18 protein-coding genes are annotated in these 15758 nt (G+C 68.8%); 8 read left to right on the forward strand and 10 right to left on the reverse strand.

The features are described 5' to 3' along the window. Window positions 1-121 precede the first annotated feature (121 nt). Window positions 122-439 (forward strand): hypothetical protein, encoded by a 318-nt coding sequence (locus tag FL311_RS05315; RefSeq protein WP_228556682.1) that lies wholly within the window; start codon window positions 122-124, stop codon window positions 437-439. A 52-nt stretch (window positions 440-491) separates the two neighbouring features. Here FL311_RS05315 and FL311_RS05320 read toward each other — a convergent pair whose 3' ends face one another. Genes FL311_RS05320 through FL311_RS05335 form a run of 4 tightly spaced genes read right to left on the reverse strand, consistent with a single transcriptional unit; the run spans window position 492 to window position 3882 of the window. Then, window positions 492-1682 (reverse strand): pyridoxal phosphate-dependent aminotransferase, encoded by a 1191-nt coding sequence (locus FL311_RS05320; RefSeq protein WP_141323857.1) that lies wholly within the window; start codon window positions 1680-1682, stop codon window positions 492-494. Between the two features lie 51 nt (window positions 1683-1733). Next, window positions 1734-2216 carry a pantetheine-phosphate adenylyltransferase gene (gene coaD / locus FL311_RS05325; RefSeq protein ID WP_046714191.1) on the reverse strand — a complete coding sequence of 161 codons (483 nt, stop codon included), beginning with the start codon at window positions 2214-2216 and terminating at the stop codon, window positions 1734-1736. A gap of 45 nt (window positions 2217-2261) precedes the next feature. After that, on the reverse strand, window positions 2262-2819 hold the full coding sequence (gene rsmD / locus FL311_RS05330) for a 16S rRNA (guanine(966)-N(2))-methyltransferase RsmD (protein ID WP_141323858.1): 558 nt from the start codon (window positions 2817-2819) through the stop codon (window positions 2262-2264). 25 nt (window positions 2820-2844) lie between these two features. Further along, entirely contained in the window at window positions 2845-3882 is a 1038-nt protein-coding gene (locus tag FL311_RS05335; protein WP_141323859.1) for a hypothetical protein, read from the reverse strand. A gap of 196 nt (window positions 3883-4078) precedes the next feature. Here FL311_RS05335 and FL311_RS05340 point away from each other — a divergent pair, with 196 nt between their 5' ends. Beyond that, complete coding sequence (locus FL311_RS05340; protein ID WP_141323860.1) at window positions 4079-4996, forward strand: LysR family transcriptional regulator; 918 nt, start codon at window positions 4079-4081, stop codon at window positions 4994-4996. 43 nt (window positions 4997-5039) lie between these two features. Then, window positions 5040-5678, forward strand: coding sequence for a class I SAM-dependent methyltransferase (locus FL311_RS05345; RefSeq protein ID WP_141323861.1), 639 nt, complete (start codon window positions 5040-5042; stop codon window positions 5676-5678). Window positions 5679-5900: 222 nt separating this feature from the next. Here FL311_RS05345 and FL311_RS05355 read toward each other — a convergent pair whose 3' ends face one another. Beyond that, window positions 5901-7343 carry an NAD(P)/FAD-dependent oxidoreductase gene (locus FL311_RS05355; protein WP_228556683.1) on the reverse strand — a complete coding sequence of 481 codons (1443 nt, stop codon included), beginning with the start codon at window positions 7341-7343 and terminating at the stop codon, window positions 5901-5903. A gap of 229 nt (window positions 7344-7572) precedes the next feature. Here FL311_RS05355 and FL311_RS05360 point away from each other — a divergent pair, with 229 nt between their 5' ends. Beyond that, the gene (locus FL311_RS05360; protein WP_141323863.1) at window positions 7573-9453 is read left to right on the forward strand and encodes a Vps62-related protein; all 1881 of its coding nucleotides are present in this window, start codon (window positions 7573-7575) and stop codon (window positions 9451-9453) included. Between the two features lie 34 nt (window positions 9454-9487). Here the strand turns inward: FL311_RS05360 and FL311_RS05365 are convergent, their stop codons facing one another. After that, a complete protein-coding gene (locus FL311_RS05365; protein WP_141323864.1) occupies window positions 9488-10237 on the reverse strand; it encodes a double-CXXCG motif protein in 750 nt (249 codons plus the stop codon). Window positions 10238-10239: 2 nt separating this feature from the next. Further along, on the reverse strand, window positions 10240-10977 hold the full coding sequence (locus tag FL311_RS05370; protein WP_194869065.1) for a TIGR02269 family lipoprotein: 738 nt from the start codon (window positions 10975-10977) through the stop codon (window positions 10240-10242). Window positions 10978-11307: 330 nt separating this feature from the next. On the opposite strand from FL311_RS05370, the gene FL311_RS05375 reads away from it, so the two are divergent. After that, the gene (locus tag FL311_RS05375; protein ID WP_141323866.1) at window positions 11308-12585 is read left to right on the forward strand and encodes a fibronectin type III domain-containing protein; all 1278 of its coding nucleotides are present in this window, start codon (window positions 11308-11310) and stop codon (window positions 12583-12585) included. Window positions 12586-12651: 66 nt separating this feature from the next. Beyond that, entirely contained in the window at window positions 12652-13053 is a 402-nt protein-coding gene (locus FL311_RS05380; protein ID WP_141323867.1) for a hypothetical protein, read from the forward strand. On the opposite strand, the gene FL311_RS05385 is transcribed toward FL311_RS05380, so the two are convergent. Both FL311_RS05385 and FL311_RS05390 read right to left on the reverse strand, forming a co-directional pair. Then, a complete protein-coding gene (locus FL311_RS05385) occupies window positions 13011-13331 on the reverse strand; it encodes a lyase family protein (RefSeq protein WP_248543449.1) in 321 nt (106 codons plus the stop codon). The genes FL311_RS05380 and FL311_RS05385 overlap by 43 nt on opposite strands. A gap of 92 nt (window positions 13332-13423) precedes the next feature. After that, entirely contained in the window at window positions 13424-13774 is a 351-nt protein-coding gene (locus tag FL311_RS05390; protein WP_141323868.1) for a helix-turn-helix domain-containing protein, read from the reverse strand. Window positions 13775-13906: 132 nt separating this feature from the next. Between FL311_RS05390 and FL311_RS05395 the strand changes: the two genes are divergently transcribed. Further along, window positions 13907-14815: an NAD(P)-dependent oxidoreductase gene (locus FL311_RS05395; protein ID WP_141323869.1), complete on the forward strand. Its 909-nt coding sequence runs from the start codon at window positions 13907-13909 to the stop codon at window positions 14813-14815. 63 nt (window positions 14816-14878) lie between these two features. On the opposite strand, the gene FL311_RS05400 is transcribed toward FL311_RS05395, so the two are convergent. Then, window positions 14879-15226, reverse strand: coding sequence for a hypothetical protein (locus tag FL311_RS05400; protein WP_141323870.1), 348 nt, complete (start codon window positions 15224-15226; stop codon window positions 14879-14881). A 26-nt stretch (window positions 15227-15252) separates the two neighbouring features. On the opposite strand from FL311_RS05400, the gene FL311_RS05405 reads away from it, so the two are divergent. Continuing rightward, window positions 15253-15735, forward strand: a complete 483-nt coding sequence (locus tag FL311_RS05405) for a hypothetical protein (protein ID WP_141323871.1) — start codon at window positions 15253-15255, stop codon at window positions 15733-15735. Window positions 15736-15758 lie beyond the last annotated feature (23 nt).

Consider the following 15758-nt stretch of genomic DNA (forward strand, 5'->3'; position numbering starts at 1 on the left):
AGGCGAAGGCGCACGGCTTCTCCGACAAGTACCTGGGCAAGCTGCTCGGCTACCCGGAGGAGGAGGTGCGAGCGCACCGGCACTCGCGCAACATCCGTCCGGTGTTCAAGCGGGTGGACACGTGCGCAGCACCGCCAACGAGCTGTTCTACCCGTTCCAGCTCGAGGACAAGCGCTACGCCACGCCCGAGGAGCTCGTCGCCGCGTGGGTGAAGCAGCTGCGCGTGAAGCGCACGGACCTCATCTCGCTCTACGACGTGGAGGTGCTCACGCTCGAGGCGATGGAGAAGAAGTACGGCAAGGCCCCCGCCCGGCTGGGCCTGGACCTGCGCAACGCGAAGGACATCTGGGTGGCCGTGGGCAACCTCTCCGGCCGCGCCGCGGTGCTCGTCTATCGCCCCTATGGCGAGGAGCACCGCGCCTTCGCCTACACGGACTGAGCCCGTTCGCTCCGGCGTCGCGCTCGGGCGACACCGGAGCGCTCGAGGGACTTCAGCGCAGCGCCTGGACCAGCTCGCCCAGCCGCTCCAGCCCCTTGCCGAGCACCTGGCGCGAGGTCGCGAAGCTCATGCGGATGTAGCCCTCGGCGCCGAACGGATCTCCCGGCACCGCGGCGACGCGGAAGTCGTCCAGCAGGATTTCGGAGAGCTGCACCGAGCCCGCCACGGCCTTGCCCTTGTAGGGCCGCCCGTAGAGGCCGCGCACGTCCGCGAGTGCGTAGAAGGCGCCCTCGGGCATCCGGCACTTCACGCCGTCGAGTGCGTTGAGGCCGCCCACGAAGAAGTCCCGGCGCTCCTTGTACTCCTTCACCATGGCCGCGATGGTGTCCGGCGGGCCCTTGAGCGCCGCCAGCGCCGCCTTCTGGCCGATGGACGAGGCGTTGGACGTGGACTGGTCCTGCACCAGCTGCATCGCGGACAGCACGGGCCGGGGCCCCGCCGCGTAGCCCAGGCGCCAGCCCGTCATGGAGTACGCCTTGCTCATGCCGTTGACGACGACGAGCCGGGGCACCAGGTCCGGGGCCACGTCGCTGATGCCCAGCCGCTCGCCCGTGTAGAGGAGCTTCTCGTAGATGTCGTCGGTGACGATGAGACAGTCGTGGCCGCGCACGGCGTCGGCGATGCCCTCCAGCGCGGCGCGCGAGTACACGGCGCCGGTGGGGTTGCCCGGGCTGTTGATGATGATGGCGCGCGTGCGCGGGGTGAGCACCCGGCGGATGGCGTCCGGGTCCGGCGCGAAGCCGTCCTCCTCGCGCGTGTTGACGATGACGGGCGTCGCGCCGGCCAGCCGCACCATGTCCGGGTAGCTGACCCAGTAGGGCGCGAAGATGATGACCTCGTCACCCTCGTCCAGCACCGCCTGGCAGAAGTTGTAGAGCGCCTGCTTGCCGCCGGAGGTGACGAGCACCTGCTCGGGGGTGAAGCGCAGCCCGTTGTCGCGCTCCAGCTTGTGGCAGATGGCCTCGCGCAGCTCGGGGATGCCCGCGGTGGCGGTGTACTTGGTGAAGCCCGCGTTGAGCGCGTCGATTGCGGCCTGCTTGACGTAGTCGGGCGTGTCGAAGTCGGGCTCGCCCGCCGCCAGGACCACGACGTCCACACCTTGGGCCGCGAGCGCCTTGGCGCGGGAGTTGAGAGCGAGCGTCGGGGAGGGCTTGATGGCCTGGAGCCGGCGGGCGAGTTTCATGGCCCGGATGCGTAGCGCGCCAGGGCCGGCCCGACAAGGGCTGTCGGGCCGCTACGTCTTCCGCGCGAATTTCGCCTGCAGCCCCGCGTGGACGTTGGGGGGAACCAGCCCCGTGACGTCCCCTCCGAACGAGGCGACTTCACGCACGAGCTGGGAGGAGATGTAGAAGTAGTCCTCACCCGTCATCATGAAGACGGTCTCCACGGTGGGCGCCAGCTTGCGGTTCATGTTCGCGAGCTGGAACTCGTATTCGAAGTCCGACACCGCGCGCAGCCCGCGGACGATGACGTTCACCCCGCGGCGCTTGACGTAGTCGACCAGCAGACCATGGAAGGCGTCCACCTCCACGCGGTCGTCCTTCACGGCGTCGCGGATGAGGTCGCGCCGCTCGTCCTCGGTGAAGAGGGGGGTCTTCTTGGGGTTCACCGCGATGGCGACGATGACTTTGTCGAACATCTTCAGGCTGCGCTGGATGAGGCTCAGGTGCCCGTTGGTGAGCGGATCGAACGAACCTGGGTAGATGGCGACAGGCATGCGACGGGGAGTCTCGGACGGGGCCGAGGGCCGGTCAAGGAATGCTCACGGCGCCCGGTAGAACGAGACCAGCGTGTCGCCGAAGCGGCGCTGGTCCTCCCGGGTGAGTCCGGCGTGGGACTCGGGGGCCTCCTCGCGCTTGTCGTGCTCGACGACGAGCATCCCGCCGGGCGCGAGCACCCCCGCCGCCATGACGGCCTCCAGCACCGTCTCCACCACGCGCGCCGCGTAGGGTGGGTCCGCGAAGATGAGCTCGAAGCGGTCGCCCCGGCGTCCCAGGGTGTCGAGCCCCCGCGCTACGGGCTGGGAGAGCAGCTCCACCTGGGCCGAGAAGCCGAGCGCCTGGGTGTTCTGCTTGCACAGCGCCTGGGCCTCGCGGTCCTGGTCGACGAGGACCACGGCGCCCGCGCCGCGGGACAGGGCCTCGAGGCCGAGGGCGCCGGTGCCGGCGTAGAGGTCGAGGACGCGCTGGCCGTCGAGGAACTGGCCGAGCACGTTGAAGAGGGTCTCCCGCACGCGGTCCGCGGTGGGGCGGATGTGTTGCGACGTGGGCTTGGGGCCGGCCAGCGCCCTGCCCTTCGCGGAGCCTGAGACGATTCGCATGGGGGCCTTCTACACCGCGCGGGGGCTACTCGCCCTGGTTCTGCGCGAGGAAGCGCATCACGGAGTGGCCCGTGCCCGCGGCGCCCAGGGCGGCGAGGACCTCGGCGGCTTCGGCGAACGAGAGAGCCTCGAGCCGCTCGCGGGCCTGGGGGTCGAGGGGCGGCAGGGAGTCCTCGACGACGCTCAGGAGCTCTCCGGCGGCGACGCCGGAGGCGGTGGACCTGGACTCGAGGCTCTCGCGGACCTCGGGGGGCCATGAGGTCAGCGCGAGCCGCTCGAAGGGGCCCACGCAGTCGACCTTCTTCGCGCCCGCGGCGACGTAGGAGGGGAGCATGCGGGGGAAGCCCTCGCGGACGTCGCCGACGCAGACGGAGGCGTTGTAGTCCGTGGCCAGGTCGACGATGGAGCGGAGCGTGCCCACGTCGGGTTCGGCGCCGCCGAGGTCACGTTCGGAGACACGGACGAAGCGGAGGGGGACCTTCCACTGGGACAGTCCCTCGAGGAGGGTGCGGTAGGCGTCGATGAGGCCGCCCAAGGCGGGCGTCGGGGCGCTGAGTTCGAGGGCGAGCTCGCGCTCCGTCACGGGGCCGACGAGGGCGTTCACGGCCTCCACGGCGGCGTAGGAGTCCAGGCGGGACAGGTCGAGGGAGACCAGGGTGAAGCCGGCATCGACGACACGGAAGAGGCCCTCGCGCAGGGGGGCGAGGGAGTCCTCGTCGGAGCCGGTGACGCGGATGGGACCGGCCTGGAGGAACAGGGGGCGCGCGTGCTCGGCCTCGGCGGCGGCCTCGTGCACGGCCGCGATGAAGCGCTCGGCGGCGCCACGGTCCGCGGTGGGGTGCGGACAGGCCAGGCCGAGGACCGCGTCCTCGGAGCGCGCGGCGCGGAGCAGGCCCGGCAGCGCGGCCTTCGACTGGACGGGGAGACAGGCCAGGGCCACCGGGAGGCGCTCGAGGGCGCGCAGCGGTTCACGCGGGTTGAGCAGCGGCACGCGCGAGCTCGCGCCTACCCGGGCCACCGTGTTGCCGGGCCGCAATGACAGCACCTTGTCGAGCACGCTCATGGGGGGCGGAGAATCGTCCGCCCTTGGGCCCCATGGCAAGGTGCAGCGTCGGGGGAGCGTCGGTTGGAGTACGGGTTCGAGTCCCGTACGCCTCGCCCCTGGAGGGACCTGGAATCGAGAGGGAAACCTCGTGGAGTTGACGGAGGTTCGCTCCGCGGCGGCTCGTTACCGTGCGTCACAGGTATAGTCCTCCCCCGTGGACTGGAACGATCTCCGCTACTTCCTCGCGCTGGCTCGGCTCGGCTCGGTGCGCGCCGCCGGCGCTGAACTCGGCGTGAGCCACAGCACGGTCGTCCGGCGGGTCGACGCGCTCGAGTCCGAGCTGAGGACCCGGCTGTTCGACCGGCATCGCGACGGGTTCGTGCTCACCGATGCCGGCGAGCGAATGATGCCGGCGGCCGTGCGCGTCGAAGACGAGGTCTGCGCGCTGACGCGCGGCGCTGCCGGACATGACGAGAGCCTGTCGGGGACGGTCCATCTCACGTGCTGCGACGAGTACGTCGCAGGGCAGATCCTCGAGGACCTGCGGCCCTGGTGCGCGCAGCACCCGAGCGTGGAGATCGCGGTCACGACTGACAGCCGGCCCTTCAACCTCGCCAAGGGCGAAGCCGACCTCGCCGTGCGGGCACTCCCCAGAGACACCACGCCACCGGAGTACCTGGCCGGGCGGCGGCTTGCCCCCATCGTGTGCGTCAACTTCGTTGGAGCGGCGCATGTAGAGCGGCTTGATCCACGCGGGGGCGCGGCGCGGTGGCTCACCATCGAAGATCGTCGTCAACTCGAGCCCCTCGTCCGCGAGGGCAGCTATCCGGGGCTGCCGATGTGGGGCGCGTTCTCCACCTTGCATCTGCTGGTGCGCGCGGCGATCGAGGGGCTCGGCCTGGTGATCCTCCCCGCCTATGTCGGAGACGCGGAGCCCGGGCTGGTGCGGCTTCCAGAGGCAGACGCCCGGCACGTCGCCGATATCTGGCTCCTGTACCACCCGGACCTGCGCGACAACGCGCGCGTGCAGGCGGTCCGCGGCGTCATCCGCGAGGGGTTCGAGCGTCGCATCGCGCGGTACGCCGGGCGGCGCACGGACGCACCACAGCGTTCCGCCGACGCACCAGCCTGACCGAACGCCTCCGGTGTATCCACCAGCGGACCAGGAGGCCGACATGACGACGCACCCGAACGCTCGATTCTGGGACGCAATCGCCGAGAGGTACGCGAAGAAACCGCTCCCGAACCCCGCCGCGACCGCTCGCAAGCTCGCACTGAGCAGGGACCGGCTCCGCCCGACGGACCGACTGCTCGACGTGGGGTGTGGCACCGGCAGCATCGTCCTCGAGCTCGCGCCCCACGTGGCGGAGGCACATGGGGTCGACATCTCGCGGAACATGATCGCCATCGCCCACCGCAAGGCCGCGGCTGCGGGCACCGCGAACGTCGTCTTCCACGCGCAGCCTGCCGGCACGCTGGACGCGTTCACGGACGCGCAGTTCGACTGCGTATGCGCCTACAACCTCCTGCACCTGCTTGACGATCCAGCGGCGCTCCTGCACGCGATGTATCGAGTGACCGTGCCGGGGGGCACGCTCGTCACCTCCACTGCGTGCCTCGGCGGCCCCCTGGGGCCAATGTTCGGGGGCCTCCTCGCGGTGATGCGTTGGCTTGGCAAGGCGCCACGGGTAACGGTGCTCCGCCGAGACGAGCTTCGGGCCGCTGTCGCCGATGCGGGATTCGTCGATATCGAGACGCCCGACGTCGGCGACAGCGCGCAGAACGTATTCCTGATGGCGCGCAAGCCGCGATGAGCTGGCGGTTCCCGTCCCCTGGCCGAGCAGAACGGCCGTCACCGTCCGGCGAGCGACGTGGCGGAAGGCACTGCCGGGCCAGCCGTTGAGGAGGGCCCTGGCCGGAATGTCGAAACCGGTTGAGAAGCAGGAGGGGTTCCAGGTCGCCGAAGCCTTCGATGCGAGCGGCCTGACGCAGAAGGAGTTCTCCGCGCAGCGAGGGTTGAGGCTGAGCACACCCCTCTACCCCGTGGACTTCTCAACCGGGACAGGGCCTGGACGCGGGGGAGCTCGTGTCTCGGTATTCGCCAGCCGCTCGAGCGGGCGGAAGAGCGACATGACGCCATGGCCCAACACGGGCAAGGCCACGGAGGGCTGGAGAACCGCCTCCAGCCCCGCGTGCAGATGCAGTATCCGGTAGAACTGGCGATGGACGTGTGCGTCCGTCGACGTGCGCTCCATCAGCCGCAGGATGTACCAGTGCAGCAAGCCCAGCCCGAAGGGCCGCTTCCCAACGGCCTGCCGATACAGCAGGTCCATGCCCGTGCCCAACAGCCACGGGAGCCGGATGACTTCAGGCAGCCGCTCGCGGAAGCGCTGCGCCAGGCCCGACAGTCCGGTCTGCTCGCGAAGGCAGGCGTCCAGCAGCTCGGCGCCAAGCCCCGCCACCGACATGCCTTGCCCGTAGAGGGGGTTGAAGGCACACGCGGCGTCTCCCAGGATGACCAGCCCCTCGGGAAAACGGGGCAGCTTCTCGTAGTGCCGCCACCGGCAGTCCTTCACCTTGTGCTGGGAGATGGGCCCTATCGGCGTGGCCTCTTTCAGGAAGTCGTACAGGTCCGGACGCGTCAGTGAGCGCGCGTACTCGAGGAACCCCGCGTACTCAGTGGGCGCGTGCTCCCCGAAGTAGCCATTGAGGGTGACGATCCACCGGCCTCCCTCGACGTGTGAGATGAAACCCGCGCGCCAGGCCTTGGGAGGATTTGGATAGAGGAAGAGCGCCTTCCATTCCTTCTGGAAGTGGGGCGGCGGCTCGTGCAGGCACGTCGTGTAGGAAAGGTCCACGACGACCTGCTCCTCCTCCGGGCGCGCGTAGCCGAGGGCTTCCAACCACTGAGGCATCCGCGAGCCCCGGCCGCTGGCATCCACGACGAGGTCCGCCGACCACGACTCCTCGCCCTGGGGTGTCTTGACCCGGACGCCCGTGATGCGTCCCGTGCCCTTCTCGTCGTGGATGAGCCCTTCGATGGAGCAGCCCTCGCGCACCACGACGTTGGGCCGCGCCTTCACCCGGCGCAGGACGTTCCACTCGAGCAGGGGCCGGGTGCACAGCAACCCGGGGATGCCGCTGGTGCGGCGCAGCTTCCACACCCCGAAGTGATGCCAGGCGAGGTCCCCGCTCGAGTCGATGAGCTCGGCGCCCTGGACCTGGAGTTGCTCGAACAGGTCTGGGAAGTACTTGTCGAGGATGCGCCGGCCCGCGTCCAGCAGCACATGGATGTGCGGCCCTTGCGGAACACCCTTGCGCGCGGCGGGCCCCTCCCCCCGCACATCCCGCTCCACCAGCGTCACCTTGTCGAAGTGGTCCGCGAGCACCCGCGCGCTCAGGAGTCCCGCCATGCTGCCGCCGATGACCACGGCGCTTCCGAATCTGTGTCCAGAGGGTTCCAAGTCCCAAGCCTCCACGGTGTCATGTCGTGGCGCTGCTGCTCAGAGGGGTCCACCTTCCCCTGGGCCGCGCGCGCCCGCCGAGGAGATTGCACATCACCGGTCTGACATGCCCTCTCGGGTCCTCGGCTCGAATACCAAGATCAGCCGCTCCTTGCTGCCCGCTGCCTGGAGCCTGGGGCAGCGATGGTCGCGTTCCGCATCGAGTGTATCCTGCGCGCTCACACAGGATCATGAAGAGGCCCGTATGCTCGCTGGACGTCTGGGTTCACGCCGCTGGCTCGTGCTGTCGTCGCTGGGAGTGAGCGCGTTGGGATGTGGGGGTCCGCTGGAGGCCGTGGAAGACACCGTGCTCCGCGACACGGAGGCGTCCCTCGCGGGACTCCAGGGCAACACGGTGTATGGGCGTTGGCTCGGCTCGGGTGGCAGGAATCCCACGCATCCCGGCAATCGCACCTTCATCGTCGACCATGCGGGCCCCACGGCGACGGTGACCTTCTCGCTCACCTCGTCCGTGGACGCCTACCTCTATCTCCTCGATGCGAGCGGCAATGTGCTCGCCGAGGATGACAACAGCGCGGGCAACCTGGGCGCGCGGATCTCCGCCTCCCTTTCCCCCGGCACGTACAAGCTCGTCGCGGCGACGGTCTCTCCGGGCCAGAGCGCGGACCTCACCCTCACCTCCGACAGGGCGCCGCTGCGCTTCAGCCAGCGACTCCTCCTCAAGCCCGTCTCCGCCTTCCAGTGGATCTACGACGACAGCGGCACGGGCTCGCACAACGACGTCTCCATCTGGCGGCCCAACCTCGCCCAGGCTCCGGGCTACTACTCCCTGGGCGATGTCGCGATGCCCAACGGCGGCGGAGGCCCCGCCCCCTCGACAGCGCTCGTGGTGCAAGGCGAGGGAGACCTGCTCGCGCGGCCCGTGGACTACGTCTGGGTCTGGAACGACAAGGGCTCCGGCGGCACCCATGACGGCTCGTTCTGGGAGCCCGTGGCGCCCGCTGGCTACACCTGCCTGGGCGCGGTCGGGGTGCTGGGCTACGGCAAGCCCTCCACGGACCTCATCCGCTGCCTCAAGAGCGAGTACGTGGTGGCAGCCGATCCGGTCGCCGTGTGGAATGACAGCGGCTCCGGCGCGGACAATGACGTGGGACTCTGGCAGCCGAACGCCAGGAATCACCGGGGACTGCCCGCCACCACCTTCGTCGCGCGCCCCAGTCACTCCGACACGGGGGGCAGCCGCTACTGGGCCATCAACAAGAGCGCGACGGCGCACCCGGAGCTTCAGGGGCTGCCCGTGAGCGCTGCCACGGCGGTGGCCTTCGCCCCTCGCGTGTGGCTGCACCCGAGCGAGGCCTACTTCCCCTCCTCCACCGAGTTCCACCTCGCCAACGTGCACGTGGAGGGCGGTCATCAGGTGACGAACCAGGCGCTGGGCTGCGACTCCTGCACGGACCCGCAGTTCCTGGACGGGCAGCGGCCGAACCAGACGCCGGTGCCTGTCTATGCGGAGCTCATCACCCGCACCGTGAATGGCCAGCCCACGTCCACCACCGACGTGGTGTATTGGATGTTCTACCCATACAACAATGGCAAGCGGGTCTGCATCGGCTGGTACTCGCCCTGGGGCTGTGTGGGCGGCTACTCCACCTTTGGCAACCACGTGGGGGATTGGGAGCACGCCACGGTGCGTTTCGTGGAGGGCCGCCCGTCGCAGGTCTACCTGAGCCAGCACGCCAGCGGACAGACCTTCACCTATGGCGACAAGGGCCTGGGCTTGTCGGGCTGGCGACCGGAGCTCTTCTCCGCCCTGGGCTCGCATGGCCTCTACGCGGATGCCGCGCGGCACATCTATCGGAACCTGCCCAACGGGGACTTCCTGGCGGACGACACCGGCCGCGGCATCGCCTGGGACACGTGGAGCGCGCTGGTCCCCTTCGACTGGCGCACGCCGGGGACCTTCGAGGGAAGCCTGTCCTGGCTGAACCGCACCGAGCGCTGGGGCAACCCGAAGTCGGGCTGCGAAGTGTCCGAGCCCATCGCTGGCGAGTGCATCCTCAACGACGGGCCCACCGGGCCCATGTCCAAGAGCGCGTCCCGGCCGGACTTCCTGCCGCTCGACTGACCTGGAGTGCGCTGTCCGGAGGCCGCACCGTCTGCTACGGGGACGAGCCAGCCTCGGCTGGCCACCTGACGGCCACCTCTGTCACCCGGATACCGGTGTCGCCCAGGTCGCGGAGGACCGCCACGAAGCGCTCGCTCGCAACCGTCATGGCTGGGTTCCATGTGAACCGGAAGACGTCGAGCCCGTGCATCGCGGAGGAGTCGAGCCACTCAGCACCCACCGCCGGCCTCCGCCTTCGCTGCACGCCACACACAGGGCACGGCTCGCCCGCCGGCGCGGGGCGACACTCCGGCACGTAATCGCCACCCACCTGGAGCTCCATCTCCAGGAGCGGAGGGACGTCACGCGCAGCCTTTATCTCGGTCGTCGCGGACTTGATCCCGCCCAGGCCCGCCGCCAGCAGCCGCTCCACGCCCTCGGGCTGGGCGAAGAGGTTCCACGACGAATCCATCGCGACGGGTGACGGGCGCCCGCGAACCCGCCCCGCAAGCGGCCCCATCCCTATTCCCGGCTGAACGACGGCACCTGGCGGCAGCAGCGGCAGGATGCGGTCACGGAGCTGGACGTACTCGTCCCACGGGGCCACCCTCGCCTTCCGGTACTCCCGCTCCTCAGGCAGCTTGGACAGATCGACGCTCGGGTAGTTGAGCGCGATGGCCAACGGCGAGGAGTGGCACCGAGGGCACTCCGTCCCCGGCAGGCCCCAGCGTCGCTTCGCGTCAAGGCTCCAGCGCCCCTGGGCGTCCGCCGCGTCGTCGATAGGGTCGAGTCGGTAGTAGCGCATCCCTATTCCTTCGCCAGTTGCATGTTCGCGGTGAGCTGCTGCCAGTACGACATCGGCATCCCGACGAGACGGTACTTCTGAATCATGCCCCCAGCGAACTCGAAGAGCTGCTTTCGCACCTCCGCACCAGAGGCGCCATCCTCAAGCGCATCCCGCTCGATGCGCTCGATGTACTGGCGCCAATCCGCGTTCCAAGGCGCACCGCTGGCCCCTCCGTGGATTTGCTTGTGCAGCTTCACATCGATGGCAAGGGTGTACTCGTGGATGTTGATACCGCGCCGGTTGAAGTAGGGCTCGAAGGCTCGGGGGAAGATGTGGTGCTTCTCCTTCGTGGCCTGCTCCCACTCCCTACGCGCCGTGCGGAGCGTTTTCTGGCTTGGCAACTCCTCCGGGCGCTCCTTCCGGAAGACGAGCACCGGCTCACGGCCCGGCAGCACCTGCGGGCCTCCCCAGTACCGCTGCGGCGAGTTGCCCATGCCCGCCATCGGAGCAGCCGGCGCGCCCGTACGGAACGCCACCGCGGCGGATGCCACGTCCTCACAACGGTAGAGCCCACACGCGCCACCCTCGCACGCGATGGTGACGCACCCTTCGTCCCCATCGTCCTCCGCCGCCTTGCGGCAGTCCTCTGAGGAGTCATCCTCGAACAGCAGCCCGGCAGCCCCGCTGTGGACGGTCGGTGCCGACGCACAGCTCGCCAGCAGGAAAAGCAGGACAGCCCACCACTCACGCTTCGCCATGGATGTCCCCTGAACAGGGTGTTCCGACAGCGCCAGCGCTGGCGGCGACACGCCCTCGAATCTGAGCGCCCGCGTCACATGCATGTCACGCTGCCCAGATATTGACAGGTCGAAACCTGCCTCGAAAGGCGCGCACTTCCGAACCCGAAGCCCAATCAGTATGGGTTCACCGAACAATCGCATTGCGATTGTAAAACACGTCCCACAACAAGTCCGCTCCGCCTTCCGGGTGTCCTATCGGGCAACACATGCGCGGCTTACACTCCCACGCGCCACACCCCTCCTCGGCCCGAATCCCTGACCGGGGCCATCCTGCCTCAGGAGCATTTCATGAACAGATGTCTCAGCATCTTCTGCGCGGCCCTCCTCCTCTCCAGCGCGCTGGGGCCGAGCGTCGCGACAGCCAGCCCGACATTTCCGTATCCGTGGCCGGACTACTCGGTGGTGCCAGTCTTGTTCGTGCCCACCGACTGGAGCGTGAGCAGCTCCGAAGTGCAGGCAGAGGCCACCGCCATCAACAACGCGATGGCCGACATCCAGCGCTTCTATGCGACCTACAACAACGGCGCGACCTTCGTGCTCAACCCGGTGCAGGTGGTTCAGGCCAACGGCAACAAGGAGTCGTACGGCATCTCCTGGGGGCCGGGGAACATCTACGACGACGGGGTCATCACCATCACGGGCAACATGGAGGGGGCCGTCATGGCGGAGCTGCACTCCCGCGGCTACCCCACCCCTCCGGCTCAAAATCAGAGCGGCTACGTCACGATGATCTTCTTCAAGGGCGCTGGCGGCTTCGCGGGAGGCCGTGGGTACACCGGCGGCAACGGCGGACAGGCCATCGTCGGCGACTGGGCCATCGACAGCCTCCAGGGCCACGTGGCGGAGGGAGCCTACTGGTGGTCCGGCCAGCGCAAGCAGACCGGCGCCGTCGCGCACGAGCTCGGCCACGGCTTCGGCCTTCCCCACCCCGATAGCGTGGGCTGGGGGATGGAGACCTCCGTGATGGGCTTCTGGTGGGACTACCCCACCATCGGACTGAACGACTACGACCGCAACTCCCTCGCCACGAACAAGAGCGCCTTCTTCACCGTTCCGGCGGCTCCCACCGGACAGACGGCAACCGCGCTCAATGGCACCAGCATCCGCGTCAACTGGACCGACAGGTCCAGCAATGAAACCGGATTCCAGCTCACCAACGGTGTCACCACCGTCAGCCTGGGCGCCAACACCACCACGTACACGTGGGCGGGCCTGTCGCCCAACACCTATATGTGCTTCGCCATCCGCGCCTACAGCGCCACGGGCACCTCCCCCTGGACGCCGTGGGCATGCACCACCACGCCCACGGTGCCCGCCATGCCGACGAATCAAACGGCCACCGCCATCAGCGGCACCAGCATCCGGGTGAACTGGACGGACACCTCCGGCAACGAGACCGGGTTCCAGCTCACCAACGGAGTCACGACCGTGAACCTGGGCGCCAACACCACCACGTACACGTGGACGGGCCTGTCGCCCAATACCTATATGTGCTTCGCCATCCGCTCCCAGAACGCGGCGGGCGCCTCCGCCTGGACACCGTACGCCTGTACGACGACCCCGTAGCCACGTGAAGCGTCGCCGATTGAGGGACAGCCGCGCAGCGGCATGTCACACTGCGCGGCCTACTCCATGAAAATCATTCGCAACATCCTCGCGGTCATCGTCGGCTTCGCGGTGGGCTCGGTCGTCAACATGGCGCTCGTGATGCTCGGCCCACGGGTGATTCCCGCCCCCGCCGGTGTCGATACCTCCAACGCCGAGAGCCTCGCCGCCGCGATTCACCTGTTCGAGCCGAAGCACTTCGTGTTTCCGTTCCTGGCCCACGCGCTCGGCACTTTCGCCGGAGCGCTGGTCGCGTTCCTCGTCGCTGGGAGTCATCGCACGGTCTTCGCGTTCGCGGTGGGCGCGCTCTTCCTGGCCGGCGGCATCGCCGCGAGCTTCATGATTCCCGCGCCGACGTGGTTCATCGTGCTCGACATCGTGGTCGCCTACCTGCCGATGGCGTGGCTCGCCACGCGGGTGAGGCACTGACACCACCGCGACAGGACAACGGAGGCAGCCGCGCTCCTCGCTGAGAGCACCCATGAAGAAGGGACGAGCTTTATCGAGCACAACGCGGACATCGCCACCGCGTAGCGCGGGTGCTCCTCCGCGAGGGCGGTGGCGAACCCCTCGAGCTCCTGGCGCACCGTCATGGGCACCGCGTCCTGCAATTGGGTGCGCCCCACCTTGAGCAGGCCCGTGAGCTCCCTCCCCTTGGCGCGAAAGGCGTGCTCCAGCCGGCTCAACTCCCCGAGCAGGCGCTCCACGGCGAGCAACACCCCCTACCGCAGCCGCGCGCACGCTCACGGAGGCAACCCAGGCGGGTGTCATCGTGGCACGCCTGTCCAGCCTTCCCCCATCAAGAGCGCGGCTGGGCCCGGCGTGCGATGGCCTCGATGCGCGCCATGTTCTTCTCGCCCCACTCCCCCAGCGGAAGGAGCGCGGTGATGAGCGAGTGGCCCAGCTCCGTCAGCGAGTACTCCACCTTCGGGGGCACCTGGTGGAACACCTCGCGATGCACCAGCCCGCTGGCTTCCATCTCCTTGAGCTGAGCAATCAAGACCCGCTCGCTGAGCCCCGGCACCGAGCGCTTGAGCTCACCGAAGCGCATCGTTCCGGTCTGCAACGCCCACAGGATGAGGGCCTTCCATTTTCCGCCCATCACGTCGATGGCCGCATCCAATCCACAGGTGTACTTGCGTCGCTTCATTCCGGCTCCATCCGAACAAAAACATCAGTACCCGATAAAAATGCCGGTACTTGTCAAATCGTCAGCATCCCACCAGAGAAGGACCGTCCTCCGCGAGCGCGAGGGCCACCTTCTCCTTCGGATGAGCTGACCATGCACAGGAACAAGACTTCACAGGACGACCACCGCATCGCGGTGAGCGTCATCGGGCTCGGCTCGATGGGGGCCGCGCTGGCTAGGGCCTTCCTCGACGCCGGGCACCCGACCACGGTGTGGAACCGCACCGCTGAGAAGGCCGCACCCCTGGTGGCGAGGGGCGCCACACAGGTCCGCGACATCGAAGCCGCGGTCGCCGCGAGCCCGCTCGTCATCGCCTGCCTGACGACCTACGACGCCACGCTCCAGGTGCTGGCCCCCGCCGCGTCCGCCCTGGCGGGCCGTACCCTCGTCACGCTGAACTCCGGAACACCCGCCAGCGCTCGCGGACTGGCCGAGTGGGCCACGCGCCATGACCTCCGCTTCCTGGACGGCGCGGTGAAGAACGTCCCGGACGCGGTGGGCAAACCGGACACCCTCCTCCTCTACAGCGGCGACAAGGCGGTCTTCGACGAGCACCAGGGCGTGCTGAAGGTGCTCGGCGGAGACACCGTGCACCTCGGCACCGAACCCGACCTCGCCAAGCTGTACGAGATGGCCGTGGGTGGCACCCTCCTCCCCGCGCTCCTGGGCTTCTTCCAGGGAGCAGCCCTCGTCACGAGTCGAGGCAAGAGCGCGAGCACGCTGGTGCCCTACACCGTCAAATGGCTGCAGATGATCTGCGCTGTGCTGCCCTCGCTGGCGGAGGAGATCGACACGGGTGACTACAGCAAGCCCGCTTCATCGCTGGGGCTGTTCCACGAGGGCATCCCCTACGACCACGAGATAGGAGCCGAGGGGAACCTCGACGTCTCGTGGCACGAGCCCATGCACGACCTGCTTCGCGAGGCCGTCGCGCGGGGCCACGGGGAACACAGCATCTCCGCCCTCGTCGAGCTGCTCAGGAAGCCGGCGACGGCGGCCTGAGGCCCCCACGTCCCAACGGACCTGGACGGCGAGGCGGCGGCCCTGTCCGGCGTGGGATGGCGGTCAACGTCTCGCGGTCGGCCGCAGGCCGTCGAAGAGGAGGTTGAGCGCACGCTTGCGGAATGATTCGCTCCACTCGTCCGCGAGCGCTTCCTGGCAGATGGCCGCGAGCAGGGCGATCAGCTCGGCGGGGCGCAGGTCGTCGCGGACGGTGCGCGCTTTCTGGGCGCGTTCGAGCAGCAGCTCGATGCCGGGCCGGAGGCGGGCCAGCGCGTCGGCGACGCGGACCCGGACCCCGGTTTCGGCGAGTCGGGCCCTTGAGCGGACACGCGCAGTGCTCGACAGCGAGGGCGTCGAGCGCGCGGTCGACTGCCGGGGTGCGGAGAAGGCGCATTCTCCGCTCCGTCCCACCGCCGTCGGAGGGTATGAAGAACCGCATGAGTGAAGAGCGCACGCCCGCCGAACCCGAAGTGATGGAGCCCACGTTCTGGCGGAAGAATGGTTGGTCGGCCCGCGTCATCAAGAACGAGGAGGATGACGGCTGGGCCGTGGAGATCCGCAAGCAGGGCATCCCCGAGCCCGTCCTCATCAGCCCGTGGGTCATGGGCCGCGACAAGAAGAACCCCAAGCCCTTCGACGCGCCCGCGTTCGCGACCTTCGTGAAGACGGCCTCGGAGGTCCTCGACCGCTCCGCCCGACAGCGCGACCAGGCCATGACCCGCAAGCTCTCCATCGCCTGGGAGGGCCGCTGGTACGAGGTCCGCCTGGAGCTGGTCGCCGATGAGTACGAGCCCCACGCCCTGCTCTCGGCCATCGACGACGCGGGCGCCACGGTCGCCAAGCATCGCGTGCCGATGAACTTCAAGTTCAACAGAGACACCGCCAACGCCTGGGTGCGCGGCGGCTTCTCCGAGCCCTGAGCTGGCGGCCCTCCCTTGGGTTA

The sequence above is a fragment of the Myxococcus sp. AB025B genome (genome assembly GCF_006518215.1).
Classification (GTDB): domain Bacteria; phylum Myxococcota; class Myxococcia; order Myxococcales; family Myxococcaceae; genus Myxococcus; species Myxococcus fulvus.

Excerpts from the sequence above, each read along its gene's own strand:
- FL311_RS05320 (WP_141323857.1), bottom strand. The coding sequence starts at position 1,682 with ATGAAACTCGCCCGCCGGCTCCAGGCCATCAAGCCCTCCCCGACGCTC.
- coaD (WP_046714191.1), bottom strand. The coding sequence starts at position 2,216 with ATGCCTGTCGCCATCTACCCAGGTTCGTTCGATCCGCTCACCAACGGG.
- rsmD (WP_141323858.1), bottom strand. The coding sequence starts at position 2,819 with ATGCGAATCGTCTCAGGCTCCGCGAAGGGCAGGGCGCTGGCCGGCCCC.
- FL311_RS05335 (WP_141323859.1), bottom strand. The coding sequence starts at position 3,882 with ATGAGCGTGCTCGACAAGGTGCTGTCATTGCGGCCCGGCAACACGGTG.
- FL311_RS05345 (WP_141323861.1), top strand. The coding sequence starts at position 5,040 with ATGACGACGCACCCGAACGCTCGATTCTGGGACGCAATCGCCGAGAGG.
- FL311_RS05360 (WP_141323863.1), top strand. The coding sequence starts at position 7,573 with ATGCTCGCTGGACGTCTGGGTTCACGCCGCTGGCTCGTGCTGTCGTCG.
- FL311_RS05365 (WP_141323864.1), bottom strand. The coding sequence starts at position 10,237 with ATGCGCTACTACCGACTCGACCCTATCGACGACGCGGCGGACGCCCAG.
- FL311_RS05370 (WP_194869065.1), bottom strand. The coding sequence starts at position 10,977 with ATGGCGAAGCGTGAGTGGTGGGCTGTCCTGCTTTTCCTGCTGGCGAGC.
- FL311_RS05375 (WP_141323866.1), top strand. The coding sequence starts at position 11,308 with ATGAACAGATGTCTCAGCATCTTCTGCGCGGCCCTCCTCCTCTCCAGC.
- FL311_RS05380 (WP_141323867.1), top strand. The coding sequence starts at position 12,652 with ATGAAAATCATTCGCAACATCCTCGCGGTCATCGTCGGCTTCGCGGTG.
- FL311_RS05390 (WP_141323868.1), bottom strand. The coding sequence starts at position 13,774 with ATGAAGCGACGCAAGTACACCTGTGGATTGGATGCGGCCATCGACGTG.
- FL311_RS05395 (WP_141323869.1), top strand. The coding sequence starts at position 13,907 with ATGCACAGGAACAAGACTTCACAGGACGACCACCGCATCGCGGTGAGC.
- FL311_RS05405 (WP_141323871.1), top strand. The coding sequence starts at position 15,253 with ATGAGTGAAGAGCGCACGCCCGCCGAACCCGAAGTGATGGAGCCCACG.